The 18,227-nt window shown below is 70.8% G+C and carries 24 protein-coding genes and 1 tRNA gene; 16 read left to right on the top strand and 9 right to left on the bottom strand.

Annotated elements, in window-relative coordinates; genetic code table 11:
• Window position 1 precedes the first annotated feature (1 nt).
• Complete coding sequence (locus N8K70_RS03645) at window positions 2–685, top strand: response regulator transcription factor (protein WP_317140255.1); 684 nt, start codon at window positions 2–4, stop codon at window positions 683–685.
• Between the two features lie 10 nt (window positions 686–695).
• Here N8K70_RS03645 and N8K70_RS03650 read toward each other — a convergent pair whose 3' ends face one another.
• Entirely contained in the window at window positions 696–1,217 is a 522-nt protein-coding gene (locus N8K70_RS03650; protein WP_317140256.1) for a DNA modification methylase, read from the bottom strand.
• A 173-nt stretch (window positions 1,218–1,390) separates the two neighbouring features.
• Here N8K70_RS03650 and N8K70_RS03655 point away from each other — a divergent pair, with 173 nt between their 5' ends.
• The gene (locus N8K70_RS03655; protein ID WP_317140257.1) at window positions 1,391–1,876 is read left to right on the top strand and encodes a CarD family transcriptional regulator; all 486 of its coding nucleotides are present in this window, start codon (window positions 1,391–1,393) and stop codon (window positions 1,874–1,876) included.
• Window positions 1,877–1,955: 79 nt separating this feature from the next.
• Window positions 1,956–3,161: a 2-C-methyl-D-erythritol 4-phosphate cytidylyltransferase gene (gene ispD / locus N8K70_RS03660; protein WP_317140258.1), complete on the top strand. Its 1,206-nt coding sequence runs from the start codon at window positions 1,956–1,958 to the stop codon at window positions 3,159–3,161.
• Window positions 3,162–3,169: 8 nt separating this feature from the next.
• Here the strand turns inward: ispD and N8K70_RS03665 are convergent, their stop codons facing one another.
• Both N8K70_RS03665 and N8K70_RS03670 read right to left on the bottom strand, forming a co-directional pair.
• On the bottom strand, window positions 3,170–3,631 hold the full coding sequence (locus N8K70_RS03665) for a GNAT family N-acetyltransferase (protein WP_317140259.1): 462 nt from the start codon (window positions 3,629–3,631) through the stop codon (window positions 3,170–3,172).
• Between the two features lie 4 nt (window positions 3,632–3,635).
• A complete protein-coding gene (locus N8K70_RS03670) occupies window positions 3,636–4,556 on the bottom strand; it encodes a DMT family transporter (protein WP_317140260.1) in 921 nt (306 codons plus the stop codon).
• 96 nt (window positions 4,557–4,652) lie between these two features.
• Between N8K70_RS03670 and cysS the strand changes: the two genes are divergently transcribed.
• Together cysS and rlmB are read left to right on the top strand one after the other, a co-directional pair.
• Window positions 4,653–6,035, top strand: a complete 1,383-nt coding sequence (gene cysS / locus N8K70_RS03675) for a cysteine--tRNA ligase (RefSeq protein ID WP_317140261.1) — start codon at window positions 4,653–4,655, stop codon at window positions 6,033–6,035.
• Window positions 6,028–7,005, top strand: a complete 978-nt coding sequence (gene rlmB, locus N8K70_RS03680; RefSeq protein ID WP_317140262.1) for a 23S rRNA (guanosine(2251)-2'-O)-methyltransferase RlmB — start codon at window positions 6,028–6,030, stop codon at window positions 7,003–7,005. The genes cysS and rlmB overlap by 8 nt, the downstream gene beginning before the upstream one ends.
• Window positions 7,006–7,014: 9 nt before the next feature.
• Here the strand turns inward: rlmB and N8K70_RS03685 are convergent, their stop codons facing one another.
• Both N8K70_RS03685 and N8K70_RS03690 read right to left on the bottom strand, forming a co-directional pair.
• On the bottom strand, window positions 7,015–8,298 hold the full coding sequence (locus tag N8K70_RS03685) for a DUF4032 domain-containing protein (RefSeq protein WP_317140263.1): 1,284 nt from the start codon (window positions 8,296–8,298) through the stop codon (window positions 7,015–7,017).
• Window positions 8,299–8,379: 81 nt separating this feature from the next.
• Window positions 8,380–9,477, bottom strand: a complete 1,098-nt coding sequence (locus N8K70_RS03690) for an ABC transporter ATP-binding protein (RefSeq protein WP_317140264.1) — start codon at window positions 9,475–9,477, stop codon at window positions 8,380–8,382.
• A 261-nt stretch (window positions 9,478–9,738) separates the two neighbouring features.
• Here N8K70_RS03690 and N8K70_RS03695 point away from each other — a divergent pair, with 261 nt between their 5' ends.
• Window positions 9,739–10,734, top strand: coding sequence for a DsbA family protein (locus N8K70_RS03695; protein ID WP_317140265.1), 996 nt, complete (start codon window positions 9,739–9,741; stop codon window positions 10,732–10,734).
• 52 nt (window positions 10,735–10,786) lie between these two features.
• Window positions 10,787–10,859 (top strand) — tRNA-Thr (locus N8K70_RS03700).
• A 106-nt stretch (window positions 10,860–10,965) separates the two neighbouring features.
• Here N8K70_RS03700 and N8K70_RS03705 read toward each other — a convergent pair.
• Genes N8K70_RS03705 through N8K70_RS03715 form a run of 3 tightly spaced genes read right to left on the bottom strand, consistent with a single transcriptional unit; the run spans window position 10,966 to window position 13,100 of the window.
• The gene (locus N8K70_RS03705; RefSeq protein ID WP_317140266.1) at window positions 10,966–12,270 is read right to left on the bottom strand and encodes a tyrosine-type recombinase/integrase; all 1,305 of its coding nucleotides are present in this window, start codon (window positions 12,268–12,270) and stop codon (window positions 10,966–10,968) included.
• Entirely contained in the window at window positions 12,270–12,719 is a 450-nt protein-coding gene (locus tag N8K70_RS03710; protein ID WP_317140267.1) for an ImmA/IrrE family metallo-endopeptidase, read from the bottom strand. The genes N8K70_RS03705 and N8K70_RS03710 overlap by 1 nt, the downstream gene beginning before the upstream one ends.
• 12 nt (window positions 12,720–12,731) lie before the next feature.
• Window positions 12,732–13,100, bottom strand: coding sequence for a hypothetical protein (locus N8K70_RS03715; protein WP_317140268.1), 369 nt, complete (start codon window positions 13,098–13,100; stop codon window positions 12,732–12,734).
• An 86-nt stretch (window positions 13,101–13,186) separates the two neighbouring features.
• On the opposite strand from N8K70_RS03715, the gene N8K70_RS03720 reads away from it, so the two are divergent.
• A complete protein-coding gene (locus N8K70_RS03720) occupies window positions 13,187–13,438 on the top strand; it encodes a helix-turn-helix domain-containing protein (RefSeq protein ID WP_317140269.1) in 252 nt (83 codons plus the stop codon).
• Window positions 13,439–13,449: 11 nt separating this feature from the next.
• On the opposite strand, the gene N8K70_RS03725 is transcribed toward N8K70_RS03720, so the two are convergent.
• On the bottom strand, window positions 13,450–13,911 hold the full coding sequence (locus N8K70_RS03725) for a hypothetical protein (protein ID WP_317140270.1): 462 nt from the start codon (window positions 13,909–13,911) through the stop codon (window positions 13,450–13,452).
• A gap of 29 nt (window positions 13,912–13,940) precedes the next feature.
• Between N8K70_RS03725 and N8K70_RS03730 the strand changes: the two genes are divergently transcribed.
• From N8K70_RS03730 to N8K70_RS03765, 8 genes are all read left to right on the top strand, one after another.
• Window positions 13,941–14,207 carry a helix-turn-helix transcriptional regulator gene (locus N8K70_RS03730; protein WP_317140271.1) on the top strand — a complete coding sequence of 89 codons (267 nt, stop codon included), beginning with the start codon at window positions 13,941–13,943 and terminating at the stop codon, window positions 14,205–14,207.
• Complete coding sequence (locus N8K70_RS03735; RefSeq protein ID WP_317140272.1) at window positions 14,207–14,446, top strand: hypothetical protein; 240 nt, start codon at window positions 14,207–14,209, stop codon at window positions 14,444–14,446. The genes N8K70_RS03730 and N8K70_RS03735 overlap by 1 nt, the downstream gene beginning before the upstream one ends.
• A gap of 109 nt (window positions 14,447–14,555) precedes the next feature.
• Window positions 14,556–15,209 carry a phage antirepressor KilAC domain-containing protein gene (locus N8K70_RS03740; protein WP_317140273.1) on the top strand — a complete coding sequence of 218 codons (654 nt, stop codon included), beginning with the start codon at window positions 14,556–14,558 and terminating at the stop codon, window positions 15,207–15,209.
• Window positions 15,210–15,230: 21 nt separating this feature from the next.
• Window positions 15,231–15,494 carry a hypothetical protein gene (locus N8K70_RS03745; protein WP_317140274.1) on the top strand — a complete coding sequence of 88 codons (264 nt, stop codon included), beginning with the start codon at window positions 15,231–15,233 and terminating at the stop codon, window positions 15,492–15,494.
• A 209-nt stretch (window positions 15,495–15,703) separates the two neighbouring features.
• A complete protein-coding gene (locus N8K70_RS03750; RefSeq protein WP_317140275.1) occupies window positions 15,704–16,453 on the top strand; it encodes a hypothetical protein in 750 nt (249 codons plus the stop codon).
• Window positions 16,450–16,905, top strand: coding sequence for a hypothetical protein (locus N8K70_RS03755; RefSeq protein WP_317140276.1), 456 nt, complete (start codon window positions 16,450–16,452; stop codon window positions 16,903–16,905). The genes N8K70_RS03750 and N8K70_RS03755 overlap by 4 nt, the downstream gene beginning before the upstream one ends.
• Window positions 16,902–17,381: a RusA family crossover junction endodeoxyribonuclease gene (locus tag N8K70_RS03760; protein ID WP_317140277.1), complete on the top strand. Its 480-nt coding sequence runs from the start codon at window positions 16,902–16,904 to the stop codon at window positions 17,379–17,381. The genes N8K70_RS03755 and N8K70_RS03760 overlap by 4 nt, the downstream gene beginning before the upstream one ends.
• Entirely contained in the window at window positions 17,378–18,217 is an 840-nt protein-coding gene (locus tag N8K70_RS03765) for a DNA adenine methylase (RefSeq protein ID WP_317140278.1), read from the top strand. Before N8K70_RS03760 ends, N8K70_RS03765 begins: the two co-directional genes overlap by 4 nt.
• The last annotated feature ends 10 nt before the right edge of the window (window positions 18,218–18,227 follow it).

Here is an 18,227-nt window from a genome sequence, read left to right on the forward strand (position 1 = left end):
AATGACCCGTGTTCTGCTCGTCGAGGACGAACCCGACCTCGCCGACCCGCTCGCCTACCTGCTCCGGCGCGAGGGGTACGAGGTGGAGATCGCCGAGGACGGCGACGCGGCGCTCGCCGCGTTCCGGGAGCAGGAGCCCGACGTCATCCTGCTCGACCTCATGCTCCCGGGGATGCCGGGGACCGAGGTGTGCCGCCAGGTGCGCACGACCTCCGCGGTGCCCATCATCATGGTCACCGCGAAGGACTCCGAGGTCGACATCGTCGTGGGACTGGAGCTGGGCGCCGACGACTACGTCACCAAGCCCTACTCGTCGCGCGAGCTGCTCGCCCGCATGCGCGCCGTGCTGCGCCGCACCGCGCAGAGCGAGGCCGACCTCGACGAGCGCGTGCTGGAGGGCGGCCGGGTGACCGTCGACATCGACCGTCACACCGTCTCGGTCGACGGTCAGCAGATCAACATGCCCCTCAAGGAGTTCGAGCTGCTCGAGCTGCTGATGCGCAACGCCGGACGCGTGCTCACGCGCGGGCAGCTCATCGACCGCGTGTGGGGGAGCGACTACTTCGGCGACACGAAGACGCTCGACGTGCACATCAAGCGCATCCGCTCGCGCATCGAGAGGGTGCCGAGCGAGCCCGTCATGCTCGTGACCGTGAGAGGACTCGGCTACCGGTTCGAGGGTTGAGCGCCCCGGGTCAGTGCGACTCCGCCTCCTCGACGGCGGGGACCTCGCAGTCGCTGGTGCCGCCGCCGGGCACGAGGTCCTCGAACTGCGCCAGGCAGCCGTCGAGCACCGGGACCTCGACGAGCACGCCCTCGGCGTCGCCCGACTGGAAGTAGACGGGGAGCGTCGACCCCGCCGGGGAGTCGATGGCCCTCAGCAGCAGCGGCTCCTCGTCCTCGGCGCCCAGGCTCACGACGCTGCCCGCCGGCACGCGCACGGTCGCCGACTCGTCGCCCCATTCGAGGACGAGCGTCGCCGCGCTGTCGGAGGTGTTGACGATGGCGGCGGCCAGGTTGCCGAGGTCGCCCTCGTCGTCGGCGATGACGACGGCGTTGCGGACCTGGAGCGGGGCGCCCTCGGTGTCGGGCACGTTGACGCCGTCGGACGCCGAGTAGTCGATGGTCGTCGCCTGCGGGGTGATCGCCCCGCAGCCGGCGGCTCCCAGGACGACGAGCCCGGCAAGGGCGGCTGACGCGAGTGCGCGCGAGTTCACGGATCCTCCTGATGCTGCGGGCGTCGCCCCTCAGCGGACGCTTCCCGTCCATCCTAAAGGGACGTGTACGGATCCTCTGCCGACGGTCGAGGCGCCCTCCGGGCGAAAGGCCGGCATACTTTAGCGCATCCCTCGCTGTGATATCATAGAGATCGCCGAAAGGACACATTTCTATGCTTTTTGAGGTTGGCGAGACCGTCGTATACCCGCATCACGGGGCGGCGACGATCACCGAAGTCAAGACCCGCGTCATCAGGGGCGAGGAGAAGATCTACCTCAAGCTGAACGTCACGCAGGGAGACCTCGTCATCGAGGTCCCCGCCGAGAACGTCGACCTCGTCGGCGTTCGCGACGTCATCGGCCAGGAGGGGCTGGACGAGGTCTTCGACGTCCTGCGCGCGCCGTTCACCGAGGAGCCGACCAACTGGTCGCGTCGCTACAAGGCGAACCTCGAGAAGCTCGCGTCGGGCGACGTCATCAAGGTCAGCGAGGTCGTGCGCGACCTGTGGCGCCGCGATCAGGATCGCGGGCTCTCGGCGGGGGAGAAGCGCATGCTCGCCAAGGCCCGTCAGATCCTCATCTCGGAGCTCGCGCTCGCCGAGAAGGTCGAAGAGGAGAAGGCCGCGGAGATGCTCGACGAGGTCCTCGCGAGCAGCTGACGCACCGCACGGTCACCGCACGGCCCGGCTCGCCATCGGGGAGCCGGGCCGTGCCGCGCGCGGCGGGTACGTTGTTGTCGTGAGCATCGTGTCGTCATCCCCCCGTGTCGCCGTCATCGTCGTGGCCGCGGGGTCGGGAACGCGTCTGTCCGCGGGAGCGCCCAAGGCGTTCGTCGGCCTGGACGAGCACACCGTCCTCCGGCACTGCCTGCGCGGGGTCTTCGACGCGCGGCCCGCGCAGGTGGTGGTCGTCGCGCCGGGGGATCGCGTCGGCGAGGCGCTCGCCGACGCGCAGGAGGCGGCGGGCGAGCGCCGCGACCTCGTCTCGGTCGTCGCCGGGGGGGAGACCCGGCAGCGGTCGGTGTCTGCGGGCCTCGAGGCCGTCTGGCCCGATGTCGAGACCGTGCTCGTGCACGACGCCGCACGCGCCCTCGCCCCGGGCGATCTCGTCGACCGCGTCGTCGACGCCGTCGACCGGACGGGATGGGGCGTCGTTCCGGTGCTGCCCGTGATCGACACGATCAAGCGCGTCGAGCAGGACCGCATCACGGGCGTCGTCGACAGGGCGGAGCTCGCCGCGGCGCAGACCCCGCAGGGCTTCCGCCGCGACGTGCTCGAGGCCGCGTACCGCGTCGCGCGCACCGAGTACACCGACGACTCGGCGCTTGTGGCCGATGCCGGCCACCCGATCGCCTCGGTCGCCGGCGATGCCCGGGCCTTCAAGATCACCACGCCCGCCGATCTCGCGCGGGCGCGGGCGCTCGTGTCCGGCGCGCCGATCGCGCCCGTCCCGGGTGCGGCGGTCGGCCCGGCGCTTCCGCGGGTCGGCGTGGGCACGGACGTGCACGCGTTCGGCGGAGAGGGATCCCTGTGGCTCGCGGGGCTCGAGTGGCCGGGGGAGCCCGCGCTCTCGGGTCACTCCGACGGCGACGCGGTCGCGCACGCGATCGTCGACGCTCTCCTGTCGGCCGCGGGGCTCGGGGACATCGGCTCGCGCTTCGGCACCGACAGGCCGGAGCTCGCCGGAGCGCATGCCGACGCCTTCCTCGCGGACACCCGCGCCCACCTCGCGAGCGCCGGATGGGCCGTCGTCAACGTCGCCGTGCAGGTGCAGTCGGCACGGCCGAAGCTCGCCCCCCGCCGCGCCGAGGCGGAGGCCGTCCTGTCGGCCGCGCTCGGGGGCGCGCCCGTCAGCGTCTCCGCCACGACGACCGACGGCCTCGGCTTCACCGGCCGCGCCGAGGGCGTCCAGGCCTTCGCCGTCGCGCTCGTCGTGCGCGCATAGCCGCAGCGTCAGACGGTGCGGCTCATGAACGTCGAGAGCGGGTCCGCCGCGTAGCCCTCGAACGGCCCGCACTCGACGAACCCCTCGCTCGCGTAGAGGCGCCGTGCCGGGAGGAACGCCTCGTCGCTGCCGGTCTCGAGCCAGAGCGAGGTCATGCCGCGATCGGCTGCCGCGGCGATGACGTGTCGGAGGAGCGCTCTCGCGACGCCGCGCCCGAGATGCGTCTCCGCCGTGCGGAAGGACTTCAGCTCCCCGCGCCGGGCGTCGAGCTCCTTGAGGGCGCCGATGCCCGCGATCTCCCCGCGGATCCACGCCGACCACGGGGTCACGGAGGGATCGCGCAGCCCGTCGAGGTCGAGCGCGTGCACGCTCTCGGCGGGCGAGCCCGCGTGCATGCCGGCGAGGTGGACGGCTGCGAGCGCCTGCGTCGCGGGATCGCTCAGATCGTCGGCGCGGATGTCGATGGTCATGGTCTCAGCCCTCCAGGGCGTAGGGCCGGGGCGCCCGGGGGCGCCGCGAGCCCCAGGCGATCAGGACGAGACCCGCGCCGAGCACGACGACGCCCGCGACGCCGAGCGGCGCGAGCCTCTCGCCGAGCACGACGAGCCCGAGCACGCTCGCCGTGAGCGGCTCGGCGAGCGTGAGCGTCGCCGCCGTCGCGGCCCTCAGCCCGCTCAGGCCCCCTGTGAACAGCACGTAGGCGAGCGTCGTGGCGCCGAGACCCAGCCACAGCGTCATCGCGACGCCGCTCGGCCGGGCGAGCCACGACAGGTCCTGGCCGGGGAGCAGGGTCAGGGCGAGGAGAGCCGCGACGCCGCCCGCGGTGCCGATCACGGTGAGCGGCTGCCATCCCCCGTCGAGCAGACGGCGCTGCGCGACGGCGAAGACGGCGAACGCGGCTCCCGCCCCGATCGACGCCACGACGCCGAGCGCCGACGCCGCCGTGCCGCTCCGCCCGCCGAACGCGAGGAGGGCGACGCCCGCCGTCGAGAGGGCCGTGGCGCCGAGCCAGAGGGCGCCGGGGGAGCGGCGGGTGAGCGCCCACTCCAGCAGGCCCGCGATGACGGGCGACGAGCCCAGGGCGATGACGGTGCCGACGGCGACGCCGTTGAGGGACGTCCCGAGGAAGAAGAGCGGCTGATACGCGAAGAGGCACAGCCCCGCGAGGCCCATGAGCAGGCCCGAGCGGAGGGTCGGACGGGGGCCCGGGGGCGACGCGGCCCCCCTCCGTCGCCGGGCGAGGACGCCGCTCAGGAGGGCGAGCGCGAGCCCTCCCACGACCATCCGCACGGCCCCGACGGCCAGCGGCGTCGTGCCGTCGGGGCCGAGCGCCTGCGACGTCCCCGTCGTGCCGAACAGGACCGCCGCGGCGAGCACGGCGAGGACGGAGAGCACCCTACGGTTCTACACCGTTCGCCGGGCACGCGGACGACGGCGGGCCGTGAGGCGCCGTCCGCGTGCCCGCGGCGACTCGGCCAGTAGGCTGGAACGGTGACTCTCCGGCTGTACGACACCCGCGCGCAGGCGCTGCGCGACTTCGCGCCGCTGGATCCGGAGAACGTGACGATGTACGTGTGCGGCCCGACGGTGCAGTCCGGCCCGCACGTCGGGCACCTGCGCGCCGCCCTCTCGTTCGACCTGCTGCGCCGCTGGCTCGCGCATCGGCACGGGCGCGTGACGTTCGTGCGCAACGTCACCGACATCGACGACAAGGTCCTCGACAACGCGACGCCGGATGAGCCGTGGTGGGCTCTCGCCTACCGCGTCGAGCAGGAGTTCGACGCGGCGTATGCCGCGATCGGCATCCTTCCGCCGACCTACGAGCCCCGGGCGACGGCGTCCATCCCGCAGATGCAGGAGATCATCCGCGAGCTCATCGACCGCGGCCACGCCTACGCCGCCCAGGGCGACGTCTACTTTGACGTGCGCTCGTGGCGGGAGTACGGCGCCCTCACGCGGCAGTCGATCGACGCGATGGAGGACGCGCAGGACGCCGATCCGCGCGGCAAGCGCGACCCGCACGACTTCGCGCTGTGGAAGGGCGCCAAGCCGGACGAGCCGCGGAGCGCCGTCTGGGAGTCTCCGTGGGGAGCTGGCCGGCCGGGCTGGCACATCGAGTGCTCGGCGATGTCGCGCCGGTATCTCGGCCCGGAGTTCGACATCCACGGCGGGGGCCTCGACCTGCGCTTCCCTCACCACGAGAACGAGCTCGCGCAGTCGACCGCCGCGGGCGACGCCTTCGCGCGCTACTGGGTGCACAACGGCCTCGTGACCGTCGACGGGCAGAAGATGTCGAAGTCGCTGGGCAACGTCGTCCCCGCGGCCGACCTGCTCGAGACCTGGCCGTCCGAGGTGGTGCGCTACGCGCTCGCCGCGGCGCACTACCGGTCGAGCCTCGACATCTCGGCGAAGGCGCGGGAGGAGGCGCAGGCCGCGCTCGACCGCATCCGCACCTTCCGGGATCGCGCGCTCCGCACCCTCGGCCCGACGGCGTCCGGCGTGCTTCCGGAGGCGTTCGAGGCGGCGCTGGACGACGATCTCGGCATCCCCCAGGGGCTCGCGGTGCTCCACGAGCACGTGCGCATCGGCAACACCGCCCTCGACGCGCGGGACGACGAGACCGCGCGGGGCGCTCTCACAGCCGTTCTTGGGATGATGGACGTCCTGGGGTTCGCGAGCGCGAAGGCCGTCGCATCGGGCGGCGCAGCGGAGGCCGCGCTCGGCACCCTGGTCGATCACCTCCTCGCCCAGCGGTCCGACGCGCGCGCGGCGAAGGACTGGACGACGGCCGATCGCATCCGCGACACGTTCGCTGCGGCCGGCATCGTCCTCGAAGACACCGCAGACGGAACAGTTTGGAGCATCGATGGCTAAGACAGGACGGCCGGGCGCCCCCAGGGGCAAGAAAGGCCCGACCAAGGGCACCGGCGGCAAGAACCGCCGGTCGCTCGAGGGCAAGGGGCCGACCCCGAAGGCGGAGGACCGGCCATACCACGTCGCCCACAAGCGCAAGCAGGCCGCCGAGCGGCTCGCGGGCAAGCGCGGCGGGGCGCAGAAGCCCGCCGCCCCGCGCTCCTCGCGCCCGAAGGACGACACCGAGAACGTGACCGGGCGCAACAGCGTGCTCGAGGCGCTGCGCGCGAGGATCCCGGCCACGGCGCTCTATGTCGCGCAGCGCGTCGAGATGGACGACCGCGTCAAGGAGATGCTCGCGATCGCGCGCAACCGCGACATCCCCGTGCTCGAGGTGACCCGGCCCGAGCTCGACCGCATGGCGGGCTTCGACGGCGTGCACCAGGGCGTCGCGCTCAAGGTGCCGCCGTACGAGTACGGGCACCCGCAGGATCTCCTCGAGGAGATCCTCGGGCGGGAGGAGACACCGCTCCTCATCGCCCTCGACGGCATCACCGATCCGCGCAACCTCGGCGCGATCATCCGCTCGACCGGCGCGTTCGGCGGACACGGCGTCATCGTCCCCCAGCGACGGTCGGCCGGCGTGAACTCCGCGGCGTGGAAGACGAGCGCGGGCGCCGCCGCGCGGGTCCCGGTGGTCATCGCCCCGAACCTCACGACGACGCTCAAGGAGTTCAAGAAGCAGGGCGTCTTCGTGCTCGGGCTCGACGGCGACGGGGATGTCTCGCTGCCGTCGATCGAGCTCGCCGATCGCCCCGTCGTCATCGTCGTGGGCAGCGAGGGCAAGGGGCTGTCGCGTCTCGTCACCGAGAACTGCGACCAGATCGTCTCGATCCCGATCTCCGACGTGACGGAGTCGCTCAACGCCGGCATCGCCGCATCTGTGGCCCTGTACCAGGTGTCGACGCTGAGGGCCGCTCAGGGGGACTGACCCCGGGCCTCAGACGAGATCGCGCCAGTCGCGGATCGCTCCGGTCGCGGTCGTGATCGGCGCCGTGAGCGTCTCGGTGAGCGGACCCATGATGGTCGCCTCGTCGCGTCGGTGACTCAGCACGTCGCGGATGTAGCTCGTGAGGGTCTCGGCGAGAGGCACGGAGGCGCCGCGTTCCTGCGAGAGCAGCCAGCGGTGCTCGAGCACCTGGTGGAACACCTCCGCGGGCTCCAGCTTGGCGCGCATCTCGTACGGGATGGCTCGGACGACCGGCTCGAAGACGCGGGTGACCCAGTCATGCGCCGCGACCTCCTCGTCGGAGGAGCGCGAGACCCGGATCCGGTACTCGTCGAGATCGTTCAGCAGGCGGCGCGCCTGGTTCTCCTCCGCGTCGAGGCCCGTCAGCCGCAGGAGGCGGCGGCGGTGGTGCCCGGCGTCGACGACCTTCGGCTGGATGGACACGCGGGTGCCGTCGGGCTCGGTCTGGATCGTCATCTCGTCGATGTCGAAGCCGAGCCCGTTCAGCCGCTGCACGCGTTCGGTGATTCGCCACGTCTCCGAGAGGGCGAAGGTCTCCGACTCCGTCAGCGCCGCCCAGAGCTCGCCGTAGGTCGCGACCAGCTGATCCGCGACGGACACCGCGTCGAGGCCGTGCTCGACGCGGCCGCCGGCTTCGAGGTCCATGATCTCGCCCGCGATGTTCGTGCGCGCGATGTCGATGTCGTGCTCGCGCTGGCCGTCGGTGAGACCGCCCTCGTACAGGTCCCCCGTCTCGGCGTCGACGAGATAGGCGGCGAAGGAGCCGGCGTCACGGCGGAAGAGCGTGTTCGACAGCGAGACGTCCCCCCACCGGAACCCCACCTTGTGCAGGCGCACGAGGAGCAGCGCGAGCGCGTCGACCAGGCGGGTTGCCGTCTCGGGGCGCAGCGTCTGCGTGAACAGGGCCCGATAGGGCATCGAGAACCTCAGATGCGCCGTCACGAGCGCGGCCGGCAGCGGCCTGCCCTCCTCGTCGGCGCGGCCGTCGATGACGGCGACACGACGGACGCACGGCACCTCGAGGCGCTGCAGCGCGCCCAGGAGCTCGTACTCGCGGCTCGCCATGTGAGCCGTCGTCTCCTTCACCGCGATGACCATCCCCGACAGCTCGCTGAAGCGCACGATATGGCGGGAGATCCCCTTCGGCAGCTTCACGATGGCGCTGCTCGGCCATTCGGCGAGCTTCGTGCGCCACGGGAGGGTCAGCAGGTGCGGATCGATCTCGGCGGCGGTGATGCGGAGGGAGTCGGCCATGATGAAGATCCTGCCCCAGAGACGAGCCGCGGCGCGGACGAACCGTGGAGGTTCGTCCGCGCCGCGGACACGGAAGGGCGGTTACGCCGAGACGATCGCCTTGTCGAGCAGGCGCTCGCCGGTCTCGACGTCGAACACGTGGATGTGCCCGGGCGTCGGGAGGAGCGAGACGGTCTCGCCGGCCAGCGGGTGCTGGCGTCCGTCGACGCGGGCGACGATCTGCGCGTCGCTGCCCTCGACGTGCCCGTAGAGGTAGCCGTCCGCTCCGAGCTCCTCGACGAGGTCGACCTTGACGGGGAGCCCGTCGGTGCCGGCGGCGCCGACGACGAAGTCCTCGGGGCGCACGCCCGCGGTGACCTTCGAGCCGTGCGCCTTGTTCAGGGCCGTGGCCTCGACGGGGACGACCTTGGAGCCGAAGGCGATGCCGCCGTCTGCGATGTCGGCCGGGAACAGGTTCATGGCGGGCGAGCCGATGAAGCCGGCGACGAACACGTTCTTCGGCTTCTCGTAGAGGTCGCGCGGGGTGCCGACCTGCTGGAGGACGCCGTCCTTCAGCACCGCGATGCGGTCGCCCATCGTGAGGGCCTCCGTCTGGTCGTGCGTGACGTAGACCGTCGTGACGCCGAGACGGCGCTGCAGCGAGGCGATCTGGGTGCGCGTCTGGACGCGGAGCTTGGCGTCGAGGTTCGACAGCGGCTCGTCCATGAGGAACACCTGCGGCTCGCGCACGATCGCGCGGCCCATGGCGACGCGCTGACGCTGACCGCCCGAGAGGGCCTTCGGCTTGCGGCCGAGGTAGTCCTCGAGGTCGAGCAGCTTGGCCGCCTCCAGCACGCGCTTGGCACGCTCGTCCTTGTTCACGCCGGCGATCTTGAGCGCGAAGCCCATGTTCTCGGCGACGGTCATGTGCGGGTAGAGCGCGTAGTTCTGGAACACCATCGCGATGTCGCGGTCCTTGGGCGGGACGTCGGTGACGTCGCGGTCGCCGATGAGGATGCGGCCGTCGTTGACCTCTTCGAGACCGGCGAGCATGCGCAGCGACGTCGACTTCCCGCAGCCGGAGGGACCGACGAGGACGAGGAACTCGCCGTCCGCGATCTCCAGGTTCAGCTTGTCGACCGCGGGACGGGTGCCGCCGGGGTAGAGACGCGACGCGTCGTCGAAAGTGACAGTGGCCATCTTGTTCTTCTCCTTCACCGGCAGGTACGTGCCGGACGATCCGTTGTGAATGGAAGCGGCGGTCGACCCGCCGAGGGCCCGTCTTTGGACCCGGGATCAGTATGTCACCGAATCGCGTGGCGTGGGGGGAGACGCCGCGCGTGCGAGGGGCGCCGTCAGGCGCCGCGGATGGCCCGTCTGGGCATTTCACAGTGACGCTGTCTAGCATCGGACGCGACCGACCGTCATCCTTTCGGCGGCGAAGGGGAGTGCGAGCAGGCGATGACGAACGAGAACCCGATCGTTCCGGCGGGCAGCGAGCGACGCGACGCGGTGCGCGAGAAGGCCCAGCAGGTGAAGGCGAGACAGCGGCGCGCGAAGGCGCTGCGCCGCGGCGGGATCGCGCTCGTCGCGGTCGCCGGCGTCGCCGCCATCGCGTTCGCGGTGACGAGCGTCGTGATGCCGACCCTCAGCAAGCCCGTGCTGTCGCCCGCCAACCTCGACCAGGACGGCATCTCCGTCGAGCAGGACGACGACCTGTCGTCGATGGTCGCGAGCTCCCTGTCGGCCACGACCGTCGAACCGGACGAAGCGCGCGCCGCGACGACCTCGGCCGTCAGCATCCGGGTCTACGTCGACTACCTCTCCGAGGGGTCGGCGGAGTTCGAGCAGACCAACGCGTCCCAGATCGCGGAGTGGGTCGGCCAGGGAGCGGCGGAGCTCTCCTACCACCCCGTGGCCCTCCTCACCGCGAAGTCGAACGGGACCAAGTACTCGCTGCGCGCCGCCGGTGCGGTGGCCTGCGTGAGCACGCACGCTCCGGAGACGGCCATCGCCTTCAACCACGAGCTGCTCGTCGACCAGCCGTCCGTCGACACCGACGGCTACACCGACGGCGAGCTCGCGTCGCGGGCCGCCGCCGTGGGGGCGGACGACACGAAGGCCGTGCGCGAGTGCATCGAGAACGAGGACTTCGTCACGTGGGCGAGCGACACGACCCAGCGCGTGCTGGAGGAGCCCCTCCCCGGCACGGACGGCGTCGAGCTGACCGGTGCGCCCATGATCCTCGTGAACGGCCGCGCGTACACCGGCGCGCTCGACGATCCCGCGGAGTTCGCGCAGTTCGTCCTGACCGTCTCGAGCGAGGCGTACTACTCGACGGCCGAGCCGACGGAGAGCGCCGAGCCCACGGAGGAGCCCGTCCCCGCCGAGACCGAGCCGACCGAGGAGCCCGCGCCCACGGAGGAGCCGGCTCCGACCCTGACCCCCGCGGAGTAATCGGGGAGTCCGTCTCGCGACGGTATGCTTTTCCCGGCCCCTCCGGGCCGCCGCCGGCTTAGCTCAGTTGGTAGAGCACCTGTCTTGTAAACAGGGGGTCGTGGGTTCGAACCCCGCAGCCGGCACACACAAGCCCCCGGCTCCCGCGTAATCACGCGGGAGCCGGGGGCTTTCCCATGTCCGGGAGGCGCTCGCCGAGGTCCGCGTCTCACACTCGTCTAACACGGGAATCTACGCCGCGAGGTCGAGCTGCTCCGCGCGGCGCTTCTCGACCTGCGCGATGACCTCCTCGACCCGGTCGGGCCAGAGGTGCGAATAGGTGTTGAGCGTCTCCGTGGCGTCCTTGTGACCGAGCATCCGTTGCACGAGCTTCACATCCGCGCCGGCCGCGATCGCATTGGTCGCTGCGACGTGCCGGAGGTCGTGCACGGTCATCGGCACCGCGAGGCCGACCGCGGTGCACGTCGGCATCCACACACGGTTACGCCACGCATCCCCGTTCACCGCGGCGCCCTGCACGCTGCGGAACACGAAGTCCTCACCATCGCGTCCCTCGACGAGCGCTCGCAGCCCGTCGACGACGAACGCGGGAAGGGGGAGCCATCGCTTCTCCCAGGTCTTCACTGGTCCGAGGATGCGGTGCCCGTCGCGGTCGGTGGTCCAGGTGCGGTGGATGCGTGCCCGCTTTCCGTCGAGGTCGAGGTCTTTGATCTTGAGCGCGGTGGCCTCGCCGATGCGTGGCCCGGAGTAGGCGAGGGTCTGCACGAGCATCCGGTCGGAGGAGTTGTTGGTCCGTTTCGACGCCTCGCTCGCGAGCTCTTCGATGGCGGCGTAGCTGAGGGAGGGGAGATCCTGCTCGAGGTCGCCGCCGACGCGGGGGAACTCGACGTTCTGCAGGGGGTTGCGGCCGATCCATTGCTCGCTGACCGCGTACCGGAGTGGCCCGCCGAACGTCGCCCCTGCGACGTGTCGCAGGTAGGCGGGGCTCATCGGTTTCGGCTTGCGGGGCTTCTTGAGGTGCTTGTTCGCGTCGAACACGTAGACGGCGGTGCCGGCGCGCAACTGCGCGATCCACGCGTCGATGTCCTCGCGGGTGATGCTGCCGATCGCGCGTTCGCCCCACTGAGGGAGGACGTACATGGTGAGCTCGCGATGGTACCGGTAGTAGCTCGATCCCTTGAGACGGTTCTTCGACGCGAGCCACGACTCGGCGACGTCGCGGTAGGTGCGGTCGCGGGCGGATGGGTCGATGTACCGGTGCGAGCGAATGTCGTCCTCGAGCGCGGCGACGAACGCCTCGGCGTCGCTCCGTCGGGCGAAGAGGCGTTGCCGTTGCCGCTGCCCGGTCGCGGTGGGCTCGTACCAGCCGGCGATCCATCGTGACCCGACTCCGAACTTCGCCGTCCGGAAGTGCTCGGGGAGCGTCTTGAGGGACTTGAGCTGTGCGCTGGTGGGGCTGATCTTCGTCGTGCTGCCGTCGGGCATCGTGACGGTGGCGTCCTTCACCCACCGGTCGGTGATCCATGCGCGGGCCATCAGCGCGCGTCCTCGACGTCGACCTTGTGATCCCACTGGCCTTCGCCCATGCGCGGCTTCACGTACACGGTGTCGCCGAGGCGGAGCAGCATCGCCTGGAACGCCTGAACGAGCTCGGGGACGACGTCGAGGTCGAACGCCATGGACGCGACGTGCCCGTCCCGCAGGCGCTCGACCTCCGCGAACGCCTCCCGGTCGATGAGGAAGCGCGCCGCCCACTCATTCGCGGCACGCTCCTGGCGGCTCCGTACAGGCCCGAAGTGCGAGGGCTGGTGTCCGAGGACATGGTGCCCGAGTTCGTGCGCGAGCACGGAGCGTGCGCCGCGACGAGCGAGACCGGGCGTGACGCGGATGATCTTCTCATCGGGGCGGTAGCCGCCGGCGTGCTCGCCGCGCGCTTCGACGAGCCGGAGGCCGAGGTCCTCCGCGATGCTGAGCAGTCGGTCCATGCGTCGTCCGGCTCAGTACTGGTCGTCGGTGTCGTCGGGGTTGATCGTGATGGACTCCGACGCGACCTCCGCCAGATCCTCAGTGCTCGTCCGCACTCGCCGCAGGGGGACGACGTTCGAGTTAGCGACGCTCTGCGCGCGACTTACGAGCTCAAGCTCCGAGAGCCCGAGGGCATGCGCGATCGCCGAGAGGTCCCTCACTGTCAGGATGACGCGCTCGCCGGTTCGCGGGTTGCCGCCGTCGAGACGGGATGAGACGAATTGCGCGTTGGATCCGATGAGCCGAGCGAGAGCACGTGAGGACAAGTCCTGGCGGCCCATCTCAGCCTTGATCTCGGAGACGAGCGCGTCAGAGAAGCGCGCGGGGAAATCTGGGGTCATGTAACTCATCCTGTCGTATGGATGATTTCTCGTCAACATGAATGATGAGCTTGACAGTGTCTGCTTTGTCATCCATTCTGATGTGTATGACGAAGCAGACAGCCTCTGAAGCGCTCGCCCAGCGAGTCGCCGACGAGATCCGCGCGGAGATGGCGCGTCAGCGCCGATCGGCCGCCGATCTCGCGGAATACCTCGGCATCACCGCACACACCGTCGGCCGTCGCCTCAATGGCGCCGTCCCGTTCAACGTCATCGAACTGGCATCCGTCTCCGTATGGCTCGGCGTTCCCATCTTCGAGCTCATCGCTCGCGCAACGTCGAAGGCGGTGGCAGCGTGAGCGCCGTCGTGTCAGTTCTTGGGCAGCGTCCAGCCCTCGGGAGCGACGACCACGGCATGCTGCTTCCGGGGCAGGTCGGCCGCGAGGTAGACCGGCACGTGGTCGCCGGGTCGAACCTCACCCTGGACGACGATGTCCGGAAGCCCAGCCTTCCGTCGTTCACGAAGAGCGTCACGAACCTCACCGGCCAGCCGAGCATCGCCGACATGGCGACTACCGAGGTACGCCCGGACCGCATCTTCCCGCAGCATCGCCTGCAGGCGGATCTCCACTCGCCGCGGCACCTTGCCCCGGAGCTCGTCCTGGTAGTAGCCGGCGTCCGAGATGGCGCGCCAGCTCGACGGGTTGTCGTCGAACACCGTGAGAGCGACCGACTCGCGCTTCACAGCACTCCGCGGCGCCGGGGCCGCCGGCGTGACCTCCTTGTCGCGCCTCGCGCCGAAAAGGCTCCGCAGAACGTCGATGAGACTCATGGCCGAATCGTACCGAAGGCGGTGGCGGCATGAGCAACATCACGCCCCTCCGCGCCGACGGCGCGACACCGGCCCCCGAGGTCCCGGGCTTCGAAGACATGCCCGCGGTGATGTCCCCGAAGACACTCGCCGGGTTCCTCGAGACGACCGCGGCCACGCTGCAACGGTGGCGTGCGGAGAACACCGGTCCCGCGTACATCACGATCCCCGATGGCCGCATGATCCGGTACACCCGTGCCGACGTCATCGCCTGGCTGACCAGCGCTCGCGTCGAGCCCCGCGGGAAGGCGAGCTGATGGCCCCGGCGATGCTCCCGGACGAAAGCGGCACGCGGATCGCGATCGGTGTCGCCGAGCTGCAGATCGAAGCGGCGGACGGTGACGTCGTCGTTCTCCTCGATCGCGAGGGCGAGGACCGGGCGATGATCGGGCACGCGATCGCCGAGGGGAAACCGCTCGCGGATGCACGCATGTGGGCGATCACCGCGGCGCTGGTGCGTGACGCGGTCCCCACGCTCGCGGAGGTGGCTGCCTGATGGCCGGGTTCCGGTGCCCGTGCGGCTTCCACGCTGCGGGGCCTCTCGATTCGATCCTCGTCGCGGCGCTCACGCACGAGCGCGTGTGCACGCAGGGGAGGGGCTGACCATGGTGATCCCGGTGAAGCTGATCGCCCGGTGGCCACGCCGTGGCGACGTGATGATCGTCGTCGACGGGGATCGCACGTTCCTGCGTGCGGACGACGTCGAGCGCCTCGCGCAGGTCCCGGCATGGTCTGCGGGTGAGACGGTCCTCGGTGACGAGTGGCCGGAGGAGCTCGACGGTGTCCCGTTCTACACGCTCGAGGCTGCGGTCGCGAAGGTGTCCGAGCATGCGGGGAAGGAACCGGCGCGGGAGTTTCTCGGCTGGCTGGACGTGACGCTCCCGCAGCTGCTCGCCCCGGACGTCGTCGCTCAGGCCCGACGGGACGTGTCCCCGTTGGTGTCGTTCACGATCGACCAGACCGCCGCGCAGCTGCTCCGTAACCCTGGCCTCCGTATGAACCGGGTGCAGCTGTTCGCGTACCTCGAGCGGTGCGGGTGGGTGCGCCGCGCCGGCGACGAATGGACGCCCACGGACCACGCCCGCGCCGAGGGGTTCCTCACGGTTCGGCAGATCCCGCACCCGGACCCGTCGCGCGGGAAGCACGCCTCCTACCCCCGCATCTACGTCACCCCCGCCGGCATGGACAAGCTCCGCGCTTCGCTCCGTTCCGACGCGCCGGAGTTCACCCCGGCGCTCACTCCCGCTCTCTTCGACTGACCACCCATGGAAGGTGCCGTCATGGCCACCAGTATTCGTCGCGCCCGACACCGGCGCATCGCCGTCACCGCGCTCGTGAGCGTGTGCGTCGCGGCGTTCTTCACGGTCGTCCTGCTGCTGAACATCACGATCGCGCACGAGCCTCTCGCAGCGTTGCCGCTCGTGGCCGCGATCGTCGTCCTCGCGGTGATGCCGTGGGAGGAGTCGCTCGGCTTTCTCTTCGCGACGACGGTCGGGATCCTTGCCGTCGCGTTCGGATGCGCAGCCCTGGCGGTGACACTGTGACCGCCGCCGGTTCGCCTGCGCGGCACGCGTGCCCGCCGGAGCACGATCACGCGGAGACGACGACGTGCTACTTCCACCACAAGTGCCGGTGCGACGCCTGCAGGGCAGAGAACACGGCGAGGCAGCGGGTTCGCCGCCGGCAGCTCGCCTACGGCACGTACGACCGGCGCTTCGTCCCAGCCGCCCCGATCCGGGAGCACGTGAAGGGCATGATCGCGCAGGGCGTCGGCGTGCGGACATTGCGCGAGGCCACGGGTGCCAACGTCGACCACCTCATCTACGGGTATACGCGCCGTGACGGCACCCGCGCCGAGCAGAAGCTCGTGACGGCGCGCGTCGCCCGCACGCTGGCCGGGTTCACGCCGACGCTGGATCACTATGCCGCGCACGCGGTGATTGACGGACGCGGCACGCGCCGCCGTCTGCGTGCCCTTGCCGCGATGGGCTGGTCCTTCGCTGTCATTGGCCGTCATCTGGGCCGCATCGACACAAACGTCGCACGCCTCGCCCGCGCCCGACGTGTCACCGCGGGAACGGCTCGCGAGGTGCGGGACCTGTATGAGGTGCTGTCGGTCACGCCGGCGGTGGGGGAGACGGCGACGGAGCGGGCGATGATTGCGCGCACGAAGCGTCATGCCCGCGATCGGGGCTGGCATGGCCCGCTCGCGTGGGACGACGTCGACACCGATCCGGAGCTGCCGTCGCAGTCGTTCGTCACCGACGACGAACTCGACCTCGAGCTGGATCTCGCCGCGCTCCTCGAGCAGCACCGTGTCGGCACCCCGGCCCGCCTGCGGGGCGAGGAGCTCCACCGTGTCGTGCACGCGTTCGCGGAGCGTGGCGAGCTCACCCACCGGGAGATCGCGGAGGTCGTGGGCTGCGCGGAGAAGACCGTCGACCGTCTGCGCGCCGCCGCCCGTGCCGCCGCGCGCGTCACAGAGCAGGAGAAAGCAGCATGACCGATCACGACGCCGCCGCACGCGCGGAGGCCGCGCAGCGTGGCATCGCCCGCTGGCAGGCGCACAGGCTCGCCGTCCTCCACGGACCCGACGAGGAGCGTTCGGCGGCGCTGAGCGCCCTGCAGCCGACCGATGGGGAGGAGTTGATGCACCTGATCCTCGCGGTCGCGACGGAGGCCGCTGTGGCGTTGCACGAGTACCGGGTTGCGTTGCCTGCGCCGATGCGGATGGCGCCGTTCGCGATCGACCCGCGTGCCGGGTACTCGCCGATGCAGCTCACGTCGGCGCAGATCGTCACCGCGGCCGCGAACCGTGACCACGACATGCTGATGGCGCTCGTGCTGCCGTGGGTGAACGGCACCCACCACGCGGAGCGCGTGGAGGACCTGCTCGAGCACCTCCTGGTCATGGCGATCCATCACCACTCCCACGTGTGCGGGGATGGACGATGAGCGCCCGCACGACGCCGGTGGAGCGCACGGAGCTTGAGGTGCGCGGGTGGTCGAACCCGGCCCCGGGCATGTGGCATGTGCACTTCGCGTGGCCGACGAACCCGCTCCCGATGAACGGCCCGAAGGGCGCGAACTGGCGGCGTGCCGCCGTGGCGGAGCGGGACGTTCGGGATCACGCGCAGCAGCTGATCCAGCAGTTCGCCCGCATCCCCGCTCTCGGTCGTTGCCGCGCGCTCGTGACGTGGTGGGTGACGACGAACCACGTCCGCGACGTCGACAACCTCGGCCGCCTCGAGAAGCGCCTCTTCGACGCCATCGTCCGCGCCGGCGTCGTCGCCGACGACCGCCCCGCGCTGATGGTCAAGGACCGCGCCGCGATCCTGCCCGTTTCCCAGTCCGCCGGCCTCGTCTCGGACCGCGGCTTCACCCTCACCATCATCCGCCTCGACGACCCGCAGGGCGGTGACGCCGCATGAGCGTACTTAAGCCGCCGATCGCGTACTTCGGTGGGAAGACGTCGCTCGCGGAGCGCATCGTCGCGTTGATGCCGGAGCACGACGGGTACATCGAGCCGTTCGCGGGCTCCCTGTCTGTGCTGCTGGCGAAGCCGAAGCCCGCGGGCATCGAGGTCGTCAACGACATCGACGGGCGTCTGATGACGTTCTGGCGTGTCCTGCGGGACCGTCCGCTCGACCTGGCTAGAGCGGCCGCTCTGACCCCGCACTCTCGGGCAGAGCTCGAGCAGGCGATGCAGCTGCGCACGGATCTCGACGAGCTTGAGACCGCCCGCCAGGTGTGGGTGCTCCTCACCCAGGGCCGCTCCCGCACCCTGAACCGCACCGGGTGGCGGTTCTTCGCCGACCCCGCCGGCCGGAACACCGGCGCGTCGTACGCGATGTACATGGACGCCTACCGCGGGCGGATCATCCCCGCTGCCGAGCGCATCGCCGCCGTCTCCCTCGAGAACCGCGACGCCCTCGACGTCATCGCCCAGTACGGGCAGCACGCCAGGAACCTACTGTACGTCGACCCGCCGTACCTGTCCTCGACCCGGCAGGGTGGCCGCTACGCGCACGAGATGAGCGCAGCGGTCGACCATGAGCGTCTCCTCGACGCCCTCCTCGACTGCCGGGCCGCGGTGATGCTCTCCGGCTACGCCGCCGACCTCTACGACCGAGCGCTCACCGGGTGGGACCGGGTCGAGCTGGCGGGGTTCACCGGCAACGCGGTGCAGAAGGATCGTGTCGAGGTGCTCTGGATCAACCGGGCCCGCGCTGGCGTGCTCGATCTGTGGGGCGGTGACGCAGCATGAGCGCCAAGGC

The organism is Microbacterium sp. AB (assembly GCF_032878875.1).
Lineage (GTDB): Bacteria > Actinomycetota > Actinomycetes > Actinomycetales > Microbacteriaceae > Microbacterium > Microbacterium betulae.